20 protein-coding genes and 1 tRNA gene are annotated in these 22,151 nt (G+C 53.8%); 8 read left to right on the top strand and 13 right to left on the bottom strand.

Going from position 1 to position 22,151, the window contains the following annotated elements:
* Window positions 1-12: 12 nt before the first annotated feature.
* Both ON16_RS01425 and ON16_RS01420 read right to left on the bottom strand, forming a co-directional pair.
* Entirely contained in the window at window positions 13-534 is a 522-nt protein-coding gene (locus tag ON16_RS01425; RefSeq protein WP_040658773.1) for a DUF8052 family protein, read from the bottom strand.
* Window positions 535-1,027: 493 nt separating this feature from the next.
* Window positions 1,028-1,711: a FadR/GntR family transcriptional regulator gene (locus ON16_RS01420; RefSeq protein WP_040658770.1), complete on the bottom strand. Its 684-nt coding sequence runs from the start codon at window positions 1,709-1,711 to the stop codon at window positions 1,028-1,030.
* A 214-nt stretch (window positions 1,712-1,925) separates the two neighbouring features.
* On the opposite strand from ON16_RS01420, the gene ON16_RS01415 reads away from it, so the two are divergent.
* The 6 genes from ON16_RS01415 (at window position 1,926) to ON16_RS01390 (ending at window position 6,775) form a co-directional block, all read left to right on the top strand.
* Window positions 1,926-2,615: a P-loop NTPase family protein gene (locus tag ON16_RS01415; RefSeq protein ID WP_051131461.1), complete on the top strand. Its 690-nt coding sequence runs from the start codon at window positions 1,926-1,928 to the stop codon at window positions 2,613-2,615.
* Between the two features lie 27 nt (window positions 2,616-2,642).
* Entirely contained in the window at window positions 2,643-2,864 is a 222-nt protein-coding gene (locus tag ON16_RS01410; RefSeq protein ID WP_352415156.1) for a 4Fe-4S dicluster domain-containing protein, read from the top strand.
* Between the two features lie 19 nt (window positions 2,865-2,883).
* Entirely contained in the window at window positions 2,884-3,954 is a 1,071-nt protein-coding gene (locus ON16_RS01405) for a 3-methyl-2-oxobutanoate dehydrogenase subunit VorB (RefSeq protein ID WP_040658766.1), read from the top strand.
* Between the two features lies 1 nt (window position 3,955).
* Entirely contained in the window at window positions 3,956-4,705 is a 750-nt protein-coding gene (locus tag ON16_RS01400) for a thiamine pyrophosphate-dependent enzyme (protein WP_040658764.1), read from the top strand.
* Between the two features lies 1 nt (window position 4,706).
* A complete protein-coding gene (locus ON16_RS01395) occupies window positions 4,707-5,243 on the top strand; it encodes a 2-oxoacid:ferredoxin oxidoreductase subunit gamma family protein (protein ID WP_040658763.1) in 537 nt (178 codons plus the stop codon).
* A gap of 446 nt (window positions 5,244-5,689) precedes the next feature.
* Complete coding sequence (locus ON16_RS01390; protein WP_040658762.1) at window positions 5,690-6,775, top strand: branched-chain amino acid aminotransferase; 1,086 nt, start codon at window positions 5,690-5,692, stop codon at window positions 6,773-6,775.
* Between the two features lie 218 nt (window positions 6,776-6,993).
* On the opposite strand, the gene ymfI is transcribed toward ON16_RS01390, so the two are convergent.
* Entirely contained in the window at window positions 6,994-7,731 is a 738-nt protein-coding gene (ymfI, locus tag ON16_RS01385) for an elongation factor P 5-aminopentanone reductase (RefSeq protein WP_040658761.1), read from the bottom strand.
* A 421-nt stretch (window positions 7,732-8,152) separates the two neighbouring features.
* Here ymfI and ON16_RS01380 point away from each other — a divergent pair.
* Window positions 8,153-8,229, top strand: a tRNA-Arg gene (locus tag ON16_RS01380).
* A 243-nt stretch (window positions 8,230-8,472) separates the two neighbouring features.
* On the opposite strand, the gene ON16_RS01375 is transcribed toward ON16_RS01380, so the two are convergent.
* The 10 genes from ON16_RS01375 to ON16_RS01330 form a co-directional block, all read right to left on the bottom strand.
* The gene (locus ON16_RS01375; protein WP_040658760.1) at window positions 8,473-9,174 is read right to left on the bottom strand and encodes a response regulator; all 702 of its coding nucleotides are present in this window, start codon (window positions 9,172-9,174) and stop codon (window positions 8,473-8,475) included.
* Window positions 9,167-11,863 (bottom strand): ATP-binding protein, encoded by a 2,697-nt coding sequence (locus ON16_RS01370; protein WP_040658759.1) that lies wholly within the window; start codon window positions 11,861-11,863, stop codon window positions 9,167-9,169. Before ON16_RS01370 ends, ON16_RS01375 begins: the two co-directional genes overlap by 8 nt.
* 29 nt (window positions 11,864-11,892) lie before the next feature.
* Window positions 11,893-12,429 carry a LysR substrate-binding domain-containing protein gene (locus tag ON16_RS01365; RefSeq protein ID WP_040658758.1) on the bottom strand — a complete coding sequence of 179 codons (537 nt, stop codon included), beginning with the start codon at window positions 12,427-12,429 and terminating at the stop codon, window positions 11,893-11,895.
* A 30-nt stretch (window positions 12,430-12,459) separates the two neighbouring features.
* On the bottom strand, window positions 12,460-13,107 hold the full coding sequence (locus tag ON16_RS01360; RefSeq protein ID WP_040658757.1) for a potassium channel family protein: 648 nt from the start codon (window positions 13,105-13,107) through the stop codon (window positions 12,460-12,462).
* An 11-nt stretch (window positions 13,108-13,118) separates the two neighbouring features.
* Window positions 13,119-14,477: a TrkH family potassium uptake protein gene (locus ON16_RS01355; RefSeq protein WP_040658756.1), complete on the bottom strand. Its 1,359-nt coding sequence runs from the start codon at window positions 14,475-14,477 to the stop codon at window positions 13,119-13,121.
* A 140-nt stretch (window positions 14,478-14,617) separates the two neighbouring features.
* On the bottom strand, window positions 14,618-15,226 hold the full coding sequence (gene kdpC, locus ON16_RS01350; protein WP_040658755.1) for a potassium-transporting ATPase subunit KdpC: 609 nt from the start codon (window positions 15,224-15,226) through the stop codon (window positions 14,618-14,620).
* 12 nt (window positions 15,227-15,238) lie between these two features.
* A complete protein-coding gene (kdpB, locus tag ON16_RS01345) occupies window positions 15,239-17,308 on the bottom strand; it encodes a potassium-transporting ATPase subunit KdpB (RefSeq protein WP_040658754.1) in 2,070 nt (689 codons plus the stop codon).
* A gap of 14 nt (window positions 17,309-17,322) precedes the next feature.
* Window positions 17,323-19,140 carry a potassium-transporting ATPase subunit KdpA gene (gene kdpA / locus ON16_RS01340; protein ID WP_040658753.1) on the bottom strand — a complete coding sequence of 606 codons (1,818 nt, stop codon included), beginning with the start codon at window positions 19,138-19,140 and terminating at the stop codon, window positions 17,323-17,325.
* A gap of 329 nt (window positions 19,141-19,469) precedes the next feature.
* Complete coding sequence (locus tag ON16_RS01335; RefSeq protein ID WP_144032023.1) at window positions 19,470-19,664, bottom strand: hypothetical protein; 195 nt, start codon at window positions 19,662-19,664, stop codon at window positions 19,470-19,472.
* Between the two features lie 353 nt (window positions 19,665-20,017).
* Window positions 20,018-20,341: a GHKL domain-containing protein gene (locus ON16_RS01330; RefSeq protein ID WP_274531945.1), complete on the bottom strand. Its 324-nt coding sequence runs from the start codon at window positions 20,339-20,341 to the stop codon at window positions 20,018-20,020.
* Between the two features lie 296 nt (window positions 20,342-20,637).
* Between ON16_RS01330 and ON16_RS01325 the strand changes: the two genes are divergently transcribed.
* A complete protein-coding gene (locus tag ON16_RS01325; RefSeq protein WP_040659789.1) occupies window positions 20,638-21,948 on the top strand; it encodes a Na+/H+ antiporter NhaC family protein in 1,311 nt (436 codons plus the stop codon).
* Window positions 21,949-22,151 lie beyond the last annotated feature (203 nt).

The following is a 22,151-nucleotide window of genomic DNA, read 5'->3' as shown; positions in this document are numbered from 1 at the left end:
TACTCTCCCTTCTTAATTTGCCTTGGGTTGGAAATTGCGCTCGAGATTTTTGCGGGCTTCCTTGCCGGCTGGATTGCTGAGGAAGGTCATGCTCGAAGTTTCCATTGCCGCTATGTGATACTCCATCCAGCCACGGAGTGTCAGCCAAAAGTTCTTGCGGTACCGATACCGCTTGAGGGCCTTTTTTGCGTCCTCGTCGATGGTGTCCGCCAGAATCACCAGCGTCACATAGGAGAACATGTGCTCACCGTGAGGGTTCACCTTTTTGGCGCCCGCCTCCCGCGAGAGATCAATCTCCTTTTTCAGGGTTTCAAGATCCAGATGCTCCGTTAAATAAAAGTAAACATACTCATGTTGCTCCGACGCGTAAACCGTGTGGGCGCGGGTTGCCACATAATTTTCCTCGCGGAAGTGATAGTCCGCCGCAGCGGAAAAAGAGCCGCCTTCCACCTCTACGTCACGTTCCACATCAAAGTAGTAAGCGTAGGCCTTCAGCAGCTTTTCCAGATTTTCCTGCAATTGGGCATTTTCCATAATATCGATTACCTTGTCTCACAATTTTCTCAATTCTAATTACAATGCCATTATACACGTCCATGTTTTGTTTGTTAAGGGGGTTTTCTTAAATTTGTGTACAATTTGTGAATAGGACCTATAAAATTGTAGAAATTAGCAATAAACTCCTGTGACTGCTAAGTTGTATGTCCGCTTTTTCAACAATAAATTATAGATATTTTTATTTAATTTTACCATATGATTTGTTAATATAGATATGCAGGCATCATTTCGCAGGTCTGTATTTTGAGTGAAAAAAGGCGAACTCCTATGCCGTTATTTGCGTAATTGGTAACTTTTTTGCACAAAATAAAGCGCGCCCTGAATCCAGGGCGCGCCGCAGGTTGTTAAAAAAAGTCCATTTTCCGTTTACGCTCTTAACGCATCGATCAAATGTTCCAAATGAATCGTTCTATCATAATAGATGAATCGTATGCACAGCGAGGTCCGTTAAGAAAGTTTCGATTATCGTTCACACTCTTAACGTGTGGATCAGATGCTTCATGTGAATGCTCATCGCGTGGCGCGCACCCACATCGTCCCGCCGCAGCAAAAATTCTAAAATCATTCGGTTGTCCGCCACAGCCACTTCCTGCATGTGCTGGCGGTTCTCGGAAATTTGCAGAATCTCGCTGACAGCGTCATTGATGATGGGGTACAAACGGCGCATGTATTCATTGTGGGATGCCCGGATGATGCTCAAGTGAAAGTCCTGATCCGCCGCGGGCCAGTCCCCCCCGGCGGCGGCGATTTGCTCCATCCGTTCCGCCTTGCGGCGAATTTGCTCCAGCTCTTCGTCGCTGGCCCGGAGGCAGGCCAGCGCCACCGTTGCCGGCTCAAAAATCAGCCGCATTTCAAACAGGTCCTTGGCTCTGGCGCGGGACTTTAAATCGCTCAGAGTCGTCATATCCACCGGGAAACGGGGCAGTTCCTTTGCCACAAACGTCCCTTTTCCCCGCTTGATCTCCAGCACACCCTGCGCCACCAGAAACGAGATCGCCTCCCGCAGCGTGGTGCGACTGACTCCCAAAAGATCGCTTAATTCATTTTCATTGGGCAGCTTGCTGCCGCTTTCATAGCGATGCTCCTCTGTAATCATATCCAACAGCTGTTCCGCCGCCTGTTCGGACAGCTTGGCTTTTTTCGGTTCTTCCATTGCGTTCCTCCTCCGGTGCGCATGCAACGCACACCTCTTTTTCCCATCATTTCCATTCCTTACGCGTATTACCCATACTATATCAGATATGCGTTCGGCGAAAAGCACAAGAACTTCTCTTGACATATGATGTCGAATCAGTTATACTGACATCATACAACGCATATTAAAATAATACAACTCTTTTTTGAGCATTTGAAAGCGAGGGTCCGCTTTGATAGCATCTGCTGATCAGGTTTGTTCCAACCGCGTTGTCCTTGTGTGCGGGCATTATGGAACCGGGAAAACCGAGTTTGCCGTGAACTATGCGCTGGCGCTGGCTCACGCAGGCCATACCGCCATGCTGGCGGACGTGGACATCGTCAATCCTTACTTCCGTTCCCGGGAGCGGAAGGAGCTGCTGGAAAGCGCAGGGGTCCGGGTCATCTGCTCCTCGCAGGCTTGTACCGATGCGGACGTGCCCGCCCTGCCGGCAGAGATTTTAACCATTCTCGAAAACCGGGAAGTCCGCGGCGTTTTGGACGTGGGCGGCGACCCGGTGGGCGCCCGGGTTCTGGCCCGGTTCCAGCCCAAGATTGTTCAAGAGGACTATAACCTCCTGTTCGTTCTGAACGCCAACCGTCCGGAAGTGCGGACGGTGGAGTCTGCATTGCTGTATCTCAGGAGCATTGAGGCTGTCACCGGCCTCACCTGCGGCGGCATTGTGAACAACACCCATCTATGCGGCGAGACAACGCCCCACGAAATTCTAAAAGGCGCGGAGCTGGCCGAGGCGGTCTCGAAGGAGGCCGGAATTCCTGTTGTGTGCCATGTGGCGGAGCAGCGCTTCACCGGCGAGGAGAGCCTCGCGGAACTGAACCTGTTTCCCATTGACATTTATATGAAAAAACCGTGGGAACTGTAAAAAAGGTTTTTAAACGAAGGGAGGCAAATGAGTATCATGACAGCAAAGGTAACATTTGACCGGGACCGGTGCAAGGGCTGCGAACTGTGCGTTTCCGTCTGTCCGAAGCACATCGTCGCCATCGACATGGATTCTATCAACCGCAAGGGCTATCACCCCGCCGGCGTGACGGACATCGCATCGTGCATCGCCTGCGCCAGCTGCGCCAAGATCTGCCCGGATTCCATCATCACTGTTGAAAAGTTCTGATAAAGGAGGTCGAGTTTTCGTGGAAAAGGAATTGTGGAAAGGCAACGAAGCGATTGCGGAGGCCGCGATTCGCGGCGGCTGCGACTGCTTCTTCGGGTATCCCATCACCCCGCAGAGCGAGGTGCCGGAATATCTTTCGTTACATATGCCCCAGCACGGCAAGGTTTTCGTTCAGGCCGAGTCCGAAGTAGCCGCTATTAACATGGTGTACGGCGCTGCCGGCTCCGGTATGCGAGCTATGACCTCCTCCTCCTCTCCCGGCGTTTCCCTGAAGCAGGAGGGCATCACCTATCTCGCCGGCGCGGAGCTTCCCGCCGTCATCGTCAACTGCATGCGCGGCGGCCCCGGCCTCGGGACCATCCAGCCGGCTCAGGGCGACTATTTTCAGGCTACCCGCGGCGGCGGCAACGGCGACTACCGCACCCTTGTTCTGGCTCCCTCCAACATTCAGGAAGCCGTGGACTTTGTGCAGGAGGCGTTTGACATCGCCGACCAGTACCGCAACCCCGTTCTGGTGCTGGCGGACGGTCTGATCGGCCAGATGATGGAGCCCATCGAATGGCACGAGATCCCCAAGCGCACCCTCCCCGCCAAGGATTGGGCCGCCACCGGCCTTCACGGCCGCGGCCACCACAACGTCATCAACTCCCTGTATATGGACCCGGACGAGTGTGATGATTTTAACGCGCATCTTGCCAAGAAGTATCAGACCATTAAGGAAAACGAGGTTCGTTACGACACGAAGGACACCGAGGATGCCGAGCTTTTGATCACGGCCTACGGTACTCCCGCGCGTATCGTTTTGACCGCGCTGGAGCAGCTCCGCGCTGCGGGCATCAAGGCCGGACTCTTCCGCCCCATTACCCTGTGGCCCTTCCCGGAGAAGGCGCTGCACGATCTGGCGGGCGAGAGCCATATTAAGGCGATTCTGGACGTAGAAATGAGCATCGACGGTCAGATGATCGACGACGTGCGCCTGAGCGTGGAGGGCCAGAAGCCCATCAGCTATCTGGGCCATGCCGGCGGCGTGATCCCCACCGTTGAGGAAATGGTAGAAGCGGGCAAAAAGGCCCTGAAGGAGGCAGAGTAACATGGCAGTGGTCTATCAGAAGTCCAAGGGACTGACGGATAAGGAACTTCACTATTGCCCCGGCTGTAACCACGGCATCATCCACAAGCTGGTGGCCGAGTCTTTGGATGAGCTGGGTCTGCTGGACGACGCCATCGGCGTGTGCCCCGTGGGCTGCTCCGTGTTCGCCTATAACTACTTCAGCTGCGATATGCAGGAGGCCGCCCACGGCCGCGCTCCCGCTGTTGCAACCGGAATCAAACGCACCCATCCCACCCAGCCGGTCTTCACCTATCAGGGCGACGGCGACCTGGCCTCCATCGGCGCAGCTGAGATCGTTCATGCCGCTATGCGGGGTGAGAAGTTTACCACCATCTTTATCAACAATGCCATTTACGGCATGACCGGCGGCCAGATGGCCCCCACCACCCTGATCGGCCAGAAGGCCACCACCTGCCCGCTGGGCCGGACGCAGGAGCAGGCCGGTATGCCCATCCGCGTGTCCGAGATGCTGAGCACGCTGGACGGCTGCGTGTACGCCGAGCGCGTCTGCGTCACGGATATCGCCAACCTGAACAAGGCCAAAAAGGCCATCAAGAAGGCGTTCCAGCTTCAGATGGAGGGCAAGGGCTTTACCTTTGTGGAGGTCCTGTCCACCTGCCCCACCAACTGGGGCATGACGGCACTGAAATCCATTGATTGGCTGAAGGAGAACATGATCCCCTACTATCCCCTCGGCGTCATCAAGGATACCAGCGCGGAGGTGAAATAAGATGAAGAAAGAAATCATTATTTCCGGGTTTGGCGGTCAGGGCGGTCTGGCCATCGGCAAGAATCTGGCGGAAGCCGGCATGGCCGAGGGCATGAACGTCACTTGGGCCCCGTCCTATGGTCCCGAGATGCGCGGCGGCACGGCCAACTGCTCCGTGGTCCTCTCTGACAAGCCGGTGGGTTCCCCCATCTTCAACCATCCCACCGAGCTGATCGCCCTGAACGCCCCCTCTCTGGAGAAGTTTGAGGCGGGCGTGGTTTCCGGCGGCACCGTGTTTGTCAACAGCGACGTGGTCACCGACAAGGTGTCCCGCGCAGACCTGAAGGCCTATTATGTCCCCTGTGCCAAAATTGCCGACGAAGTGGGCAATCCCAAGGTGGGCAACATGGTCATGCTGGGCGCGTATGTGGCTGCCACAAAGGTGCTCAAGCCCGAAGCCATCGAGAACATGATTCAGGAAATGTTTGCCGGTGCCAAGGCAAAATTTATTCCGCTGAATATTGAAGCGTTCCATCGCGGTATGGCCTGCATTCAGTAATCCAATTTCCCGGACGATCAATTGCCCGGCCGTCGGAAAACCGGCGGTCGGGCGACCTCCCACATACTTTCGTGCAAAATTACGATTGACTTTCTATTCCAGACGGGGTATAAATAAATTTAATCCTTTAACTGAATAGCATAACGCGATGAACGGAAATTGCCGTCGGGATCGCCGCTTCAGAGAGCTGCCGCATGGTGCGAGGCAGCGGACGCGGCCCGCCGGTCTGGTCTGGGAGCGGTCCCGCCTAAGGGGAGTTTTTCCCTGTTAAGCGGCAACGGAAGCCCTCCGATAGCGGGACAGTACGCGAAAGCGTGCAGAAGTGGCCGCAGAACGCGGCAAAGAGAGTGGTACCACGGAAGTTTGGCTTTCGTCTCCCTGTTTAACAGGTTGGCGAGAGCCTTTTGTTTTATAACTTCAAAAAATATGTAAGGGAGAGTCTTAAAATGCTGAATATCAAGATCACCAAAACCACTTCCCCCAAGGCGAAACCCACCGATGAGTCCAAATTGGGTTTTGGCAAGACCTTTACCGACCATATGTTTATTATGGACTATACCCTGGGCCAAGGCTGGCACGACGCCCGCATCGTCCCCTATGCCCCCATCTCTCTGGACCCCTCTGCCGTGGTATTCCACTATGCACAGGAGTGCTTTGAAGGCATGAAGGCCTATCGCACCGCCGAGAACAAGATCCAGCTGTTCCGCCCGGACTGCAACGCCCGCCGCATGAACAACACGCAGGATCGTCTGTGCATCCCCGAAATCCCCGTGGAGGACTTTGTGCAGGCCGTTAAGGCTCTGGTCGAGGTTGAGAAGGATTGGGTTCCCCACGCTGACGGCGCTTCCCTGTACATCCGTCCCTTCACCATTGCCACCATGGCCCAACTGGGCGTTCATGCCTCCAGCAGCTATCAGTTCATCATCATCTGTGCTCCTTCCGGCGCTTATTATGCCGCAGGTCTGGCTCCTATCGACATCTATGTGGAGGACACCTATGTCCGTGCCTGCCCGGGCGGCACCGGCTTTACCAAGTGCGGCGGCAACTACGCCGTGTCTCTGCTGGCCGGAAAGATTGCCGAGGAGAAGGGTTACAGTCAGGTTCTGTGGCTGGACGGCGTGGAGCGCAAGTATGTGGAAGAAGTGGGCGCCATGAACATCTTCTTTAAGATTAATGGCAAGCTCTATACCGCTTTGGCACAGGACAAGGACGGTACCGTGCTCCCCGGTGTCACCCGCCGCTCCATCATTGAACTGCTGAAGGACTGGGGCTACGAGGTTATCGAGGGCAAGCTGGCCATTGACGATATCATGAAGGCATCCAAGGAAGGCAAGCTGGAGGAAGTTTTCGGCACCGGCACCGCCGCTGTCGTCTCCCCCGTCAAAAAGCTGGACTACGAGGATCAGAGCGCGCTCATCGGCAACGGCGAGATCGGTGAACTGACCCAGAAGCTGTATGATACCCTCACCGGCATCCAGTGGGGCAAAATCCCCGACACCAAGGGCTGGATTGTTCCTGTCTGCAACGGCTGATTGTTCTCCCTTTCCATATGCGGTTTGCCCGGCTGCTTTTGCAGCCGGGCAAACCTTTTTTGTGCGCCGCGATTAGAATCTCCTCACAGATTGCACAACCTGAGAAACCGTGAAGGGTTCGGCACTTCCATGGGCTAAAATCCGGGGCCGCGCTTCTTCCTCTCGGAAGGGCGCGACCCCGGCAAGCTGTTCTTCCGCAGGAAATCCGTTTCCCCGCTTCAGCCGATAAATCCCCCGTCGGCGGTCAGGACCTGTCCGGTAATGAAGGAGGCGTCCTCTCCTGCCAAAAACGCCACCGCCGCCGCGATATCCTCCGGCGTTCCCAAGCGGCCCAGAGGCGTGTCCTGCGCCAGAGCATCCATCGTTTCCCGCCCCAAAGAGCTAACCATGTCCGTGTCGATGCAGCCGGGAGCCACGGCGTTCACCCGAATATGCGATGGAGCCAGTTCCAGCGCCAGAGATCGGGTAAGCCCCACCACGGCGGCCTTTGTGCAGGCGTAAGTCACCTCGCAGGAGGCGCCGCGCAGCCCCCAGATAGAGGAGAGATTAACGATGCTCCCCCGCTTTTCATGCAGCATGTGGGGCAGCACCGCCCGAATCACATTGCGCATTCCACCTACATTCACGGCAAAAGCCCTGTTCCAAGTTTCGTCGTCCACATCCTGAAACAGCCCTCCCGGCAAAGCGATTCCGGCATTGTTCACCAACGTCTCCACCGGGCCTAATTCCGTCTCCACGGCGTGAAGCATAGCTTTTACCGCATTCGGCTCTGCCACATCTGCCTGAAACGCGCCAGCGCGGCAGCCTGCCTGCCGCAGTTCATTTACCAACTCCTCCGCTACCGCGCGGCTCTGCTGGTAATTCACAGCCACATCGTATCCCTGTTCTGCCAACTTTCGGGCAATTGCCCGTCCAATACCCCGTCCGCCGCCGGTAACCAGCGCTACTTTTTTCAAAGTCTCCCGCTCCCTTCTTCCCGCCCGTCAAGCGGCCCGGGTTCTAAATCACATTGATGCTATTATAAATACTTTTTCCCGTAACTGCAACCCACATTCGCAGTCCTCAGAGCAGCTCGCGTCCACGATACGCTCTGTTCAGCGCGTAAAAGCGGCGCGTGCCGCACGCGCATTCTCAGGCTGCGCCAATGGCAAAGTTCTCCCGCTTTCCGATTGACAGCGGGGTGGAAAGCGGGTACAATACCAATTGGTCCTGTTTTTCCCGCATTTTTTGATTGGAACGGTGTACTTTGCACCGAATGCTTATCCATCCTGCATCACACGCTATGTCTCTGTAATTCAGTTTGACCGAGCGTCCGCTTTCAAAAGGACCTGCTGTGTTTTCTTTTCTGCATCGTCCATGCACTCCGAAATTGGATATGTCTCCGTAGCTCAGCTGGATAGAGCATCCGCCTCCTAAGCGGAAGGCCAGCGGTTCGAATCCGCTCGGGGACGCCAAAAGCAATGCCCAAAGCCTTGATTTTACAAGGCTTTGGGCGTTGCTTTTATCTTGTGCGTTTCACTTCCCTACTGATGAAGGCTGGATAGGCGGGAAATGTTGCGTTGGCAAAGCGAGGTTGGTGGTAAGCAGCACGGAAAAAGATATCACTCCCAGCCGTCTTACATCCTCAAGCACTTCATATTCTTGCAGTTTGGAGATAGCAGCCGGTTTCCTTCATGCAATCAGATCGCGGCTTTCTATCACTCCACCTTCATCATTCGGTACCCCACGCCGATATGCGTTTGAATGTACTGCGGTGCGTTTGTATCTTTCTCCAGTTTTTTTCTGAGCGTCGCCATAAATACGCGCAGGGAGGCAACATCGTTGTCCCAGCTGCTGCCCCAAACCCTTTGCGTAATAAACCTATGGGTCAGCACCTTTCCAACGTTTTTGGCAAGTAGAACAAGCAGCTTATACTCAATCGGCGTCAGGTGCAGCTCCTCCTTATTGAGATAGGCGCAGCCGGCGGCATAGTCGATGCTCAGATTACCATTCGTAAACATGGCATTGGATGCAAGGGTTTCCCCCTGCATGACCGCAAGCCGCCGCTGAGTCACGCGCAGCCGCGCCAACAGCTCCTCAACGGAGAAAGGCTTGGTCAGGTAATCGTCCGCGCCGGCGTCCAGCGCGTCTATCTTATCCGTATCCTCACTCCGGGCGCTGATGACGATGATAGGGAGGTTCGACCATGTGCGGATTTTCTTGATAACCTCCACCCCGTCCATGTCCGGCAGGCCCAAATCAAGCAGCACAATTTCAGGATTATGGGAAGAAGTTTCAAGAATCGCCCCATCGCCCGAACTCGCGGAGAGAAAACGATAATCATGCGCTCTGAGCGTGGTTGTAATCAGGTTACGAACCGGCGCATCATCCTCAACGACTAATACCAACGGTTTATTCATGCAAGGTTACCTCCCCTATCGGCAGTGAAAATACAAATACTGTCCCCTGCGGCACATTGTCCGAGACGGATATTTTTCCGCCGTGCGCCTGAATGATGGATTTACAGAGAGAAAGCCCCAAGCCAAGGCTGCGGCGGCTGTCGGCAACCCGGTTATTCCCGCTGTAAAACATATCGAATACACGCTTCTTTACGTCGTTTGAAATGCCGGGCCCGTCGTCCGCGATGCTGACAAGAACTTGATGTTCCTTTTTTTCTGTAAAAATGGTGATTGTAGACCCCGCAGGTGTATATTTGATTGCGTTATCCACAATGTTGATGACCACCTGAACAATCAGCTTCGCGTCCATTTTGGCGAGAATGAAGTCCTCCGCACTTTTCGTGATGATGGTATGCTGGACACATTTGCGATTCACATGACACAGCGCTTCGGCAATCACTTCGTCCATCAGCTCGCTCGTTAGGTTCAAATTCATCCGGCCTTCCTCAATCCGGGTGACAGACAGAAGATTCTCCACCAAGTTGATCAGCCACATGGAGTCGTCGTAAATGTCCGAGTAAATATGCTTTTTCGTGTCCTCATCAAAGCAGTCGCCGTTTGAAAGCAGGTTGCTGGCGTTGCCGGATATAGAGGTCAGCGGTGTACGCAGGTCGTGTGAGATCGCCCGAAGAAGATTTGCCCGGAGCTGCTCGTTCTTTGCGGCGACCGCCGCTTCCTCTTTTTCCCGCGCGTTTTTTTCGTTTTCAAGGGCAAGGGCACACTCGCCGAGAATAGAGAGCACCACACTGTTTTCAAATACATCCAAAGGCCGTTCCCCGATCTCAATCCCCACCACGCCATATACGCTTTGATTGACGCGGATAGCGAGATAGAGGCATTTTGCACCGGAGAGTGTGTCCGTGGTCGCTCCTGCGTGTTTGTTGTTCTCGGATACCCAAACCGCCACAGCTCTTTCATTTTCGGTCATGCAGCTATCGTCACAGGAATCCTTCTCCACAAAAAACATATGCGGCTTGCCAAGTTCCCCGCCTTCCAGGGGATAGGCTATGATGTTTTTACCTAGCAGCTTTACAAGCTGCTCAGCCGTGGCCGATAGAATGGACGCGCTGTCTTTTGCCTGTTGTAAGAGCTGATTGGTGTCGAACAAAATCTTGGTGCGGTAGGCGGCCTGCGCCGACTTTTTGGCGTGTTCTTTCAGCTTTGCCGCAAGAGAGCCCATAATGAACGCAGCCGTGAACATGACGGCAAACGTAACGGGATAACTGCTGTCATACGCCTGAAAGGTATACCGCGGCGTTGTGAAGAAGAAGTTAAACACCATCACGCTGACAACGGAGGCCACCAGGCTGTAAGCCCGATTCGTTGTGATGATCGAAATAATGAGAACCCCAAGGATGTATACCGTGATGATGTTGGCCTCGGTAAAGCCCAGTTTGTAAAACAGCAATCCGGCCAGTGTTGCCAAAAATAAAACGCCAATGGTTTTTGCGATATCTCCAAGGGAAAGGACGTTCTTTGTCCGTTTTGCTTTTCGCTCCCGATAGTCCGCGCCTGTCTCGCTGTCCGGGATGATATGAACATCGAGACTCGGCGTATTTGCAATCAGCCGTTCTGTCAGGGTGGGCTTTGCGAAGAACCATCGGCGCGTTGCCGTGCTTCTTCCTATCACGACCTTAGAAACGCCGGAAAGCCGCGCAAACTCAGCAATTTGCAGCGGCACGTCGTCCCCGAAAACCGTTTCAATTTGTGCGCCAAGCTGCTGGGCCAGTCGCGTATTGGTTTGCAGCCGCTTTTTGTTTTCGTCACTCATGGCGGAAAAGTTGGGCGTTTCTACAAACAGCGCCGTAAACGCCCCCTTAAAAGCGGCGGCCATGCGCGCAGCCGTGCGGATAATTTTCGCATTGGACGGAGCCGAGGAAAGGCAGACCAAAATATGCTCATCGGTACGATAGTCGCCGTTTGCCTGTACCCGCGCGCTTTCCGTCAGAAGATTCATGCGGTCGGCACACCGGCGCAGAGCCAATTCCCGGAGCGCGGTTAAGTTTTCCACCGTGAAGAAGTTCTGTGCCGCGCGCTCGGCCTGTTCATCCTGATATACGTTGCCGCCGCTTAATCTTTCCAGCAGTTCCTGCGGCTCTATGTCAATCAGCTTCACCTGATTGGCATTGTCAAACACAGAGTCCGGGATTCGCTCCCGCACCGTGACGCCGGTTATGGACGCCACAATATCGTTCAAGCTCTCAATATGCTGGACGTTGACTGTGGAATAGACGTCGATGCCCGCGTTCAGCAATTCCTCCACGTCCTGATAACGCTTTGCATGCCGGCAGCCGTCCGCGTTGGTATGGGCAAGTTCGTCTACCAGAATAAGCTGGGGCTTTCTCTTCATTGCGGCGTCCAGATCAAATTCGCGCAAAAGAATGCCGTTATGCTGTATCTTCAAGCAGGGAAGCTGCTCCAAGCCATTCAAAAGTGTAGAAGTTTGCGGTCTTGCGTGGGGCTCCACATAGCCTGCGGCCACGTCAATGCCGCTCTTTTTTGCAGCGTGCGCGGCTTTTAGCATGGCGTAGGTCTTTCCCACGCCTGCGGCGTATCCGAAGAATATTTTGAGGTGGCCTTTATGCTGCGGCTGTTCCTCCCGCGCGATTGCGGCCAGCAGCTTATCGGGATCTTGCCTTTGCAGCGTCATAGATTCACCTTCTTCCTGTTGCAAAGCAATTATACCTTTTCCCAGCACGCATTTCCAGCCTGTTGCTGTAAATCATGTGCGGCTTGCGCTGCAAAATCCTCAGCCACGCCATTACAAGCCCCTTTTACCCAAACAAGCTGCTGCAAAACCCCTTTTGTTTCAAGGGGGCATAGCGGCAGAGCGGCGTCTTTTACCAGCACGGCGCTGGGTCTGACCAAAACATCCTCCCTGCCGTATTGAGAGGATTTTTGGCCAGCCGTCTCACAGGGGATTATCGCAGCATCCAATTGCCCGCCATGCAGCCGCGCAAGAATGATATTGGCGTCCGCCGTGTAAAGATAGACCGCAGTATCGGGATGTGCTTTGCAGATCAGCTCCAAGGTCCGCGAAACCGCACCCGCAGCCATAGGGTCAGAAAAGGCGATGCGCAAGGCATGTGCCCCACCAGCCGCTCTTTCTTGAATCTCCTGTGCATTGCGTTTTAAAAAGGCGTCCAGCCGCTTCATGACGAACCACCCAAACGAAAAAACCGCAGCGACGCCGAGAAGCAATCCGATGTCCTGCATAATACGCTCCCCCCTTGCAGCATCAACCGGTCAAATATGAAAGCATTTTTGAATATCCCGATTGCTTCCCAGTACCAGCATGGTTGCGTCGGCAGGCAAGCGGGTGTCGGATGTTATCGACATTTCAAGCTGTCCATTTCTTTTCAGCGCCATGATGTTGACACTATACTTTCGCCGAATATCCACCGCGCCTATGGTCTTGCCCACCCAGCTTTCCGGGATTGCGATTTCAAAAATAGAGTGGGTGTCGTTTAATTCTATGTAGTCGAAAATATGCTCGGAGCTGTACCGGATTGCCGTCCATGTGGCAAGCTGCTTTTCCGGGTACACAATCTCGTCTGCGCCATTTCGCAGGAGAAACTTGGCCTGCACATCCCGCGCCGCGCGGGACACAACGAGCTTCGCGCCCAATTCCTTCAGCAGCGAGGTCGTTTCCAAAGAGCCTTGAAAATCGTTTCCTATGGCAACGATACACACGTCGAAATTGCGAATGCCCAAGGATTTTAGAAACGCCTCGTTTGTGCTGTCCCCGATCTGCGCGTTGGTGACATAGGGCAGTATCTCGTCGATTCTCTCCTCGCATTTGTCCACAGCCATTACCTGATTGTTCAATTCCTTGAGCTTCAGGGCTATATGCCGCCCAAATCGGCCCAAGCCTATTAACAATATTGATCTCATCGCGCAGCTCCTTATCCAACCGTTATTTTTTCTTGAGGCAGTTTGGAGACATTTTCCTTTGTGCCAGATAGAACAGCAAAGATCAAGGTAAGTCCGCCCACTCTGCCAAAATACATCAGCAGAATCAGGATGAGCCTTGACGCAGGGCCAAGCCCCGGCGTAATCCCCAGCGACAGCCCCACTGTGCCGATGGCCGAGGCCGTTTCAAACAGGCAGGTCAGCATGGGCAATCCCTCCATAGAACTAATCAAAAAACCGCCCAGAAGAAAAAGCAGAAGATACATCATGGAGACGACCGCCGCATATTTGACCGTTTCGCTCGCGATCCGCCGCCCGAAGCAGCAGGTATCGTCCCGCTTGTGAAACACCGCAAACGCGGTGAACAGCAGCACAGCCAGCGTTGTGGTTTTCATGCCGCCCGCGGTGGAGCCGGGAGAGCCGCCGATCAGCATCAAAATCGTCAATAGTATCTGCCCCGGCTCGCTGAGAGCGGTGAGGTCCACGGTGTTAAACCCAGCCGTCCGCGGGGTAATGGACTGAAAAACCGAGGAAAGCACCCGCTCGCCTGTGGGCATATCCGCCCAGACAGGAGCGGCGAACTCAACGAAATAGAAGTATAATGCCGGGAGTATAATCAGCGCCGCTGTTGTGCTCAGGATCACCTTGCTCTGCATCCGGTATTTTGAAAGATGCAGCCTGTTTGTCTTGATATCATCCCAAGTCAAAAACCCGATACCGCCGACCACGATCAATGTGGGAATAGTCAGACTGACAACGGGGTTTGCCGAATAGGCGGTCAAGGACGAAAACGGCGCTTTCAGCCCCATTAAATCGAATCCGGCGTTGCAAAAAGCGGAAATGGAATGAAACAGCGCATACCACGTTCCTTTTGCCGCGCCAAAGTCCCGGATGAACACGGGAGCCATGACCGCCGCGCCGATCAGCTCAACGGCAAAGGTAGTTTTTAAGACAAAGCCTGTGAGCCGCACAATACCGCCCACCTGCGGCGCGGCGATGGCCTCCTGCATCGTGCTGCGCTGCATAAGGCCGATTTTCTTTCCGGACACGATGGCAATGGATATTGCCACCGTCACGACCCCCATACCGCCGATCTGAATCAGCAGCAAAATGACCGCCTGCCCGAACAGCGACCAATAAGAGGCCGTGTCGTGGATTACCAGTCCGGTCACACACACGGCAGAGGTGGATGTAAAAAGCGCATCAGAGAAGGATGCTCCCAACCCGTCCCGCGTGGCGAAGGACAGCGTGAGCAGCAGCGCACCGAATAGGATCACCAGCAGAAAACCAAATAGGATAATCTGAAAGGACGATAACCTTCTCTTTTTTAAAAGCAAACCCTGTAGCCCCATGCCCTTAAGCCTCCTGACGACACTCTCGCTTTAATGCCTCTTTATCGTATCTTAATTATGCAAGCAGCCGCACAAAGACGGCGTAAGCGAATAGGAAGGTACATTAAGGTCGCATTAAGATGGGCTCTGAGGGAGTTCCGTTATGCGGGCAATATCCCATCCAGCATCAGGTTCGTCTCCAGCACGTTGACTGTTTCCTCTCCAAAAATACCGAGAAATTTTCCGGTTGTGCACGCGGCAATGATCTCCCGAATTTTCGCCTCACTTTTGTTGGAGGCCGCAGCGATACGTGCCACCTGATATTCAGCCGCCGCCGGAGAAATGTGCGGGTCGAGTCCGCTGCCGGAACAGGTCACAAGGTCTACGGGTATGGCTTTTTCATCCATAGCGGGATTTGCCCCACGTATTTTTTCAACCCGCGCCGCTATAAGCGCGGCATATTCCTCGCTCGTGGGACTGAGGTTAGAGGGCGCGGAATACAGGAGCGTATCGCCATCGGCATCCTGATAAGTAGTTACATCCAGATTCATGATGCGTCCCCACAGATGGGCGTCGTCGGTATAGGTTTGTCCAAGCAGCTCGCTCCCGTATTTTACGCCGTCTGCCTCAATGATGCTGCCGTTTGCCTGATTGGGAAACAAAACCTGTGCAAAACCTGTTACAATCCCGGTGTACGCCACGCCGCACAGCAGCGTGAAAATCAGGAAAAGCCCCGCCGCACGGGATAAGATTTCTTTTGCTGTTTTCATAATGGTTCCTCCTTATGCAAGACCACATGCGGTCAAAAGCATATCAATGAGCTTCACAAAGATAAAAGGTGCCGCCAGACCGCCAAGGCCGTATATCAGCAGATTTCTGCTCAGTAATTTCCCGGCGGACACCTCACGGTACTTCACGCCCTTAAGCGCCAAGGGAATGAGCGCAATGATAATAAGGGCGTTGTATATGATCGCCGACAGCACCGCGCTTTGCGGGGAATGCAGCTCCATGATATTCAGCGCCGTCAGGCCCGGGTATAGGCCCATAAACAATGCGGGAATGATGGCAAAATATTTTGCCACATCGTTTGCAATGGAAAAGGTGGTCAAGCTGCCGCGTGTCATGAGAAGCTGCTTGCCGATCCGCACGATGTCAATGAGCTTGGTCGGCGAGGAATCCAAGTCCACCATATTGCCCGCTTCCTTTGCCGCCTGTGTGCCGGTGTTCATGGCAACCGCTACGTCGGCCTGCGCCAATGCGGGCGCATCGTTTGTCCCGTCGCCGGTCATGGCTACCAGATGTCCCTTGCTTTGAAAGTCGCGAATCATCGTCAGCTTTCCTTCCGGTGTTGCCTCCGCGAGAAAGTCGTCTACGCCGGCCTCCGCCGCGATGGCGGCGGCTGTCAGGGGGTTGTCCCCGGTAATCATGATGGTCTTGATGCCCATTTTGCGCAGGTCCGCGAACTTCTCCTGCACCCCCTGCTTCATGATATCCTTCAGGTGGACGACGCCAAGAATTTTCCGGTTTTTTGCAACCACCAGCGGAGTACCCCCTTGGCGGGATATCTCCTTCACCGTCTGGTCGCACTCGTCGGAATAGATTCCCCCGCTTGCCTCCACATAAGCTCGAACAGAATCCGCCGCACCCTTGCGGATCTCCTGCCCGTCATAGTCCACACCGCTCATGCGCGTGGCCGCTGTGAAAGGAATGAAACGCATCCCCTTGTCTTGCAGCGTTCTGCCTCTAAGGCCAAACTTTTCTTTTGCCAGCACCACAACGCTTCTGCCCTCCGGTGTCTCGTCGGCAAGGGAGGAAAGCTGGGCGGCGTCGGCAAGCTCGTGGGGGTCGGATCCATCCACGGAGATAAAATTGCAAGCCTGCCGGTTGCCCAGCGTGATCGTGCCGGTCTTATCCAGCATCAGAATATCAACATCCCCGGCGGCTTCAATGGCACGGCCAGACATGGCCAGCACATTTGCCTGATTGAGGCGGCTCATACCGGCGATTCCAATGGCGGAGAGCAGCGCGCCGATGGTCGTGGGCGCAAGGCAGACCAGCAATGCAACGAGCGTTGTGAGCGAGGTTGGATTGGCAATACCCGCCTGTCTCGCTGAAAAAGCAGAGTACGCATACAGGGACACTGTGACCAGAATGAAGATGATAGACAACGCCACAAGGAAAATCTGAAGCGCAATCTCATTGGGTGTCTTTTTCCGGGACGCTCCCTCCACCATGGCGATCATCTTGTCAAGGAAACTCTCTCCTGCCTCATTTGTGACCTGAACTACGATCCAGTCGGAAAGAACGGTTGTCCCGCCCGTAACGGCGCTGCGGTCGCCGCCCGCCTCCCGGATGACCGGAGCAGACTCGCCGGTGATGGCGCTTTCATCTATGCTGGCCGCGCCCTCTACAACCTCACCGTCCGCAGGTATCTGTTCTCCCATTTTGACGAGTACGATGTCGCCCTTTTTCAAAAGAGCCGAGGATACCGTTGTCACGTCCTCCTTGCGGTTGATAGCCGGGATGCAGTGCGCTTCCACATCCTTTTTTGCCGCCCGCAGGGAATCCGCCTGCGCCTTGCCGCGCCCCTCGGCAATGGCTTCGGCAAAGTTTGCGAACAGGCAGGTGAACCACAGAATAATTGCAATGGTCAGCGTATAGCCAGAGGGCGCGTCCATAATTCCGAACAGGGATATGATCCACAGGACGCTTGTCAAAATCGCGGAAATATAGACGAGCAGCATCACCGGATTTTGCGCCTGCGTTTTAGGCGCAAGTTTTACAAAGGAATCTTTCACGGCCCTGCCGAGCATTCTTTTGTCTGTAAATGCACCGTTTGTTTTTGTTACCATTTAAGTACCCTCCTTTAGGCGATGCCGCCGAAGAATTCAGCCAGCGGCCCCAGCGCAAGCGCGGGAAAGAAACTGAGCGCGCCGATAAGCAGCACCACAAAAATCAACAGAAATACAAACATTCCATTGGTTGTGGAAAGCGTACCCGCCGTCATGGCGATCCGTTTCTTCCCCGCCAAGCTGCCTGCAATCGCCAGCGTGCCAGCTATGGGAAGAAAGCGGGCAAACAGCATTACAAGGCCAAGGGAAACATCCAGGAAAACGGTGTTCGCGTTGAACCCCGCAAAAGCGGAGCCATTGTTGCCGCCCGCTGATGAAAAAGCGTAAAGCAGTTCGGAAAATCCGTGCGCGCCGCTATTATTCAGGCTCTGCGCCACCTCCGGCACCATTGCCGCAGCGCCGCTGCCTACCAAGATTGCAATCGGTGTTGCAAGGCACATCAGCACAGCCCATTTCATTTCGTAAGGCTCAATTTTTTTACCGAGGAATTCCGGCGTTCGACCAACCATCAGGCCCGCAATAAAGACCGTGAGGATTGCAAAAGCCAGCATACCGTAAAGTCCGCAGCCCACACCGCCGAAAATGACCTCGCCAAGCTGCATTTGCAGCATCTGCACCATCCCGCCCAACGGCGTATAGCTGTCGTGCATGGAGTTGACCGAGCCGTTGGAGGCCGCTGTGGTAAATGCCGCCCATGTTGCAGATGCGACAATGCCGAAGCGAGACTCCTTGCCCTCCATGTTGCCTCCGGCCTGATCTGCCATGCTCACATCCACGGCGCTGTTTTCGGAAAGTGCCGTGGCAGCGTTTTGTTCATTCACCGCAAGGACCCCCAGGGCGGCGGCAAGCATCAGGAACATGGCCAGAAAAATTGCAGTGCCCTGTTTTTTGTTTTGAACCGCTTTTCCAAAGGTAAAGCAAAGCGCGGCAGGGATCAGCAGCAAGGAAATCATCTCAATCAGATTGGTAAAGGCGCTGGGGTTCTCCAGCGGATGTGCGGAGTTGACGCCAAAAAAACCGCCGCCGTTTGTACCGGTCTGCTTGATTGCAATCTGACTGGCCGCAGGGCCAAGGGGAACAAACTGCTCCGTCACAATCTCCGCGTCGGAAACAATTTTACCGTCCACGCTGACGGTTTTGGCCGCAAGGTCAATAACCGCATCCTCGAGTATTTCACCCTCCGCGCTGACGGCGACAGGCTCAAGCAGCGTCACCGTCTCAGCAGACTTCAAGCTCTGCACAACGCCGCCGCCCACCAGCAGCAAAGTGATGGCAAGATTCAGCGGCAGCAGAATCTGTACAATGATCCGCGTCATATCCACCCAAAAACTGCCCAGTCCTTTTTCTTTCACCTTCGTAAAGCCGCGGATGAGTGCAAACAATACCGCAATGCCGGTGGCAGCAGACACAAAGTTTTGCACCGTCAGTCCCAGAGCCTGCGTCAGATAGCTCAGAGTCGCTTCGCCGGAATACGCCTGCCAGTTGGTATTGGTCACAAAGCTGGCAGCGGTATTGAAAGACAAATCCCAGTTCACTCCTCCAAGCCCCTGCGGATTTCCCGGCAGGACTCCTTGCAGGAGTTGAAGCAAAAACAAAAAAACAAATCCGATGCCGGAAAATATAAGAATAGAAACAAGGTATTGCTTCCACGTCATATCCTCGTCCCCCTTGATGCGGAGGACTTTGTAAACAGCCCGCTCACAGGGAGTAAATATTTTTGAGAACGTGGTTTTCTCGCCATACATGACGCGCTTGATGTACGCGCCCAGCGGAATTGCCAGCGCAACTAAAATTGTGAGATAAAGAACATATTGTATAATGGACCCGGCCATGGCGCCTTCCTCCTTCATAAATCGCGTGCGCTGTGTTTGTGCGCATCATGCGTGTGTTTGGATACTTTTTCATATATAAATGTAAACAGAGCGAAGGCTGCGATGGTGATAACCCCAAGACCCATGCGCCACAAAAAGTAGGTTCCCATTATTGCCTGTCTCCCTTCATCAGAATGTAGATGTAATCGATCAGCAGCGCAGCGGCGCATACGCCAATCATGCCAATAAGAACTTGCATCGTTTGTTTCCTCCATATCGCAACAAATTGTAGCCTTCAACTGGTAAAAAAGGCATTAGCAGTTCTGGAGCAGCATTAAGTCTGCGTAAATTCACAGCCAGTCAAGCAGCCACGAAACAGGAAGCATCATGAGTGTCGTGCCGGCACAGACCGCGATCAGAACAAAAATCGGCACCCCTATAAACATTCCCAAAAAGCCCAAGACTGGATGCCTAAAAAGAAACCGTTCGGCTTCTTGGTTAAAGGCGCTCTCCCACTTCCTGATTTTCTGAATCATACATGCCACGTCTCATTCCTCCTTGCGCATTCAGAATAACAGAGGAGATATAAAAGCGGGCAAAAAGTACAGCTTGTGAGATTAAGGTAAAATAAGCGGGCCGCCTGCAATTGATACAGGCGGCCCGTTCTGAAATTTGAATGGTCAATTCTAAAAAGCAAATGATGACTGCTTGCCGCCCCCCTGCGTCAATATTTCCGTTAATCGCACACGATTTTCATAGCGGCATGAAGGGTTTCATCGGAAAATCAGAAGACATAGGAATTGCTCAAATCCGTTGCTGTTTCAGCGTATCAGATTTCCCGGCAGGCGGCTTGTTTGAAGCGCAAGTCTGATGGCTCCGGCCCGTCTGACCATGGATATCATGTTTCGCTTGCGGAAGGGACTTGAAACATCAGGCAGGCCACAAGTTCAAAGCGGTTGCCGATCACCTTTGTATCCAGCGTCCCGCCGTATCGGGCGGCGATTTCGTGCATTCCGCGGATACCAAACCCATGCGCTTCTGCGTTCTCTTTCATTGTGGCAAACATTCCACGTTTTTCGGTCGTCGCATCCTCAAAGCTGTTTTCCACCCGCAGCATCAGCATCCCCCGATCCGCCCGGACGCGAATCTCCACCCGCTTGTCCTGCGCGTTTGCGGCGGCCTCCATGGCGTTATCCAACGCATTTCCCAACAGCGCACACAGATCGGTGTCGGCAATCGGCAGATTTTCCGGCAGCTTTTAGAGACTTGCAGCGTTTTATTTTTAATATCGGATACAGGAAAGCCAACCGCTATTTGTAAAATATTTTCCGGTAAACTCTTAAACTTTACGGAATTATTTGCTAAAATAGAAAATGAACAGGTACTTGCCAATTGCACTGTCCCATGCTTCTTTTAAAAGAGATGGAACATACGCTGCATGTTTTGGTCATGACCGCGTTTTTGAAAATTGCAGCGCTCAAAAATTTTTGCGGGAATCATGATAGATCGGGGTTTTCTATGGAACTGCTTGTGATATCGCTGTTTTGTTTCGCCCTGCTTTTGTGCGTTTTGCTGAACTTTTCGATTCTCTACGCACTGGTGGGCGGTCTGTGTATCTTTCTGCTCTATGGGGTACAGAAAGGATTCACATGGCGGCAAATGATTCGGATGTCTTTTGCCGGAGTCAAAACAGCAAAAAATGTCCTGCTCACTTTCTTCCTGATCGGAATTCTAACGGCTCTATGGAGGGCGGCGGGAACCATTCCAACCATTGTTTGCTACGCTTCTTCCCTGTTTCAGCCTTCTTTATTTCTTCTCATGTCCTTTTTGCTCAACTGCGTGGTATCGGTGCTGACCGGCACAGCCTTTGGCACGGCCGCAACCATGGGCGTGATCTGCGCGACCATGGCGGTGACCATGGGCATTCCCCTTGTGCTTGTTGGCGGCACGGTTCTTTCCGGGGTCTATTTTGGCGACCGGTGTTCCCCGGTATCCACCAGCGCATTGCTGGTCGCGGAACTGACGGATACCAACATTTTCGAAAACATTCGGAAAATGCTCAAAACCGCCCTGCTCCCTTTCCTAGCCAGCTGCTTTGTCTATCTGCTGATCGGCTTCTTCACGCCCCACGGCGGTGCAGTTATGGATCTTGTTCCTCTGTTTGGACGAGAATTCCAACTGCACTGGATCGCGCTGCTGCCTGCGGTCCTGATTTTGGGTTTATCGGTTTTTCGGGTCAGCGTCAAGTTGTCCATGTCCCTCAGTATACTGACTGCAATTCCCATCTGCCTGCTGTTGCAGCGAATTTCCATCCGCAATTGTGTCGTTTTCGCCATATTTGGGTACAGGGCTCAGGATACCGAGGTAGCCGCCATGCTGAACGGCGGAGGAATCATTTCCATGCTGCGGGTTGCCGCCATCGTGTGCCTTTCGTCCGCGTACTCCGGGATTTTCCAGCAGACCGGACTGCTGGACGGTATCCGCTGTAAAATTCTTGCGCTGGGAAAACGCTTTACACCCTATGCAGCCATGCTCTGTACCTCCGCTCTGACCGGTCTGGTGGCCTGCAACCAAACGCTGACCATTCTGCTGACCCATCAGCTGTGCAGAGAGGATGAGTCAGATCCGCAGACCTTGGCAATTCAGCTGGAAAACACCGCCGTTGTGGTGGCGCCGCTGATCCCATGGTCAATTGCCGGAGCGGTTCCCCTTGCATCCGTCGGCGCACCCACGGTCAGCATCCTTCTGGCGGTCTTTCTTTATCTGCTGCCCATTTACCGCCTGTTCCTCTCTTTCCTTGAAAAACGGAGGCAGCCACAAACATCTTGAATTCATTCAGCTTACAAGGCACTTTGCTTGCCATGATACAAGTTGGCACACTGCTGTAAAAATGGAGAATTATTGGTAATGGTTGAAAACGATTCCCTCTTTGCAGCAAAGCATGTGGTCACGATACTTCTTTCCATGCCGACTCTGCTGATTTGGTGTTCCCTCCTCAGATAATCCGATCCACAACTCTGCCCCATACAGCA

The sequence above is a fragment of the Oscillibacter ruminantium GH1 genome (genome assembly GCF_000307265.1).
Classification (GTDB): domain Bacteria; phylum Bacillota; class Clostridia; order Oscillospirales; family Oscillospiraceae; genus Oscillibacter; species Oscillibacter ruminantium.
Note: the sequence above shows the minus strand (reverse complement) of the source record. Positions and strands in the feature narration are given on the sequence as shown.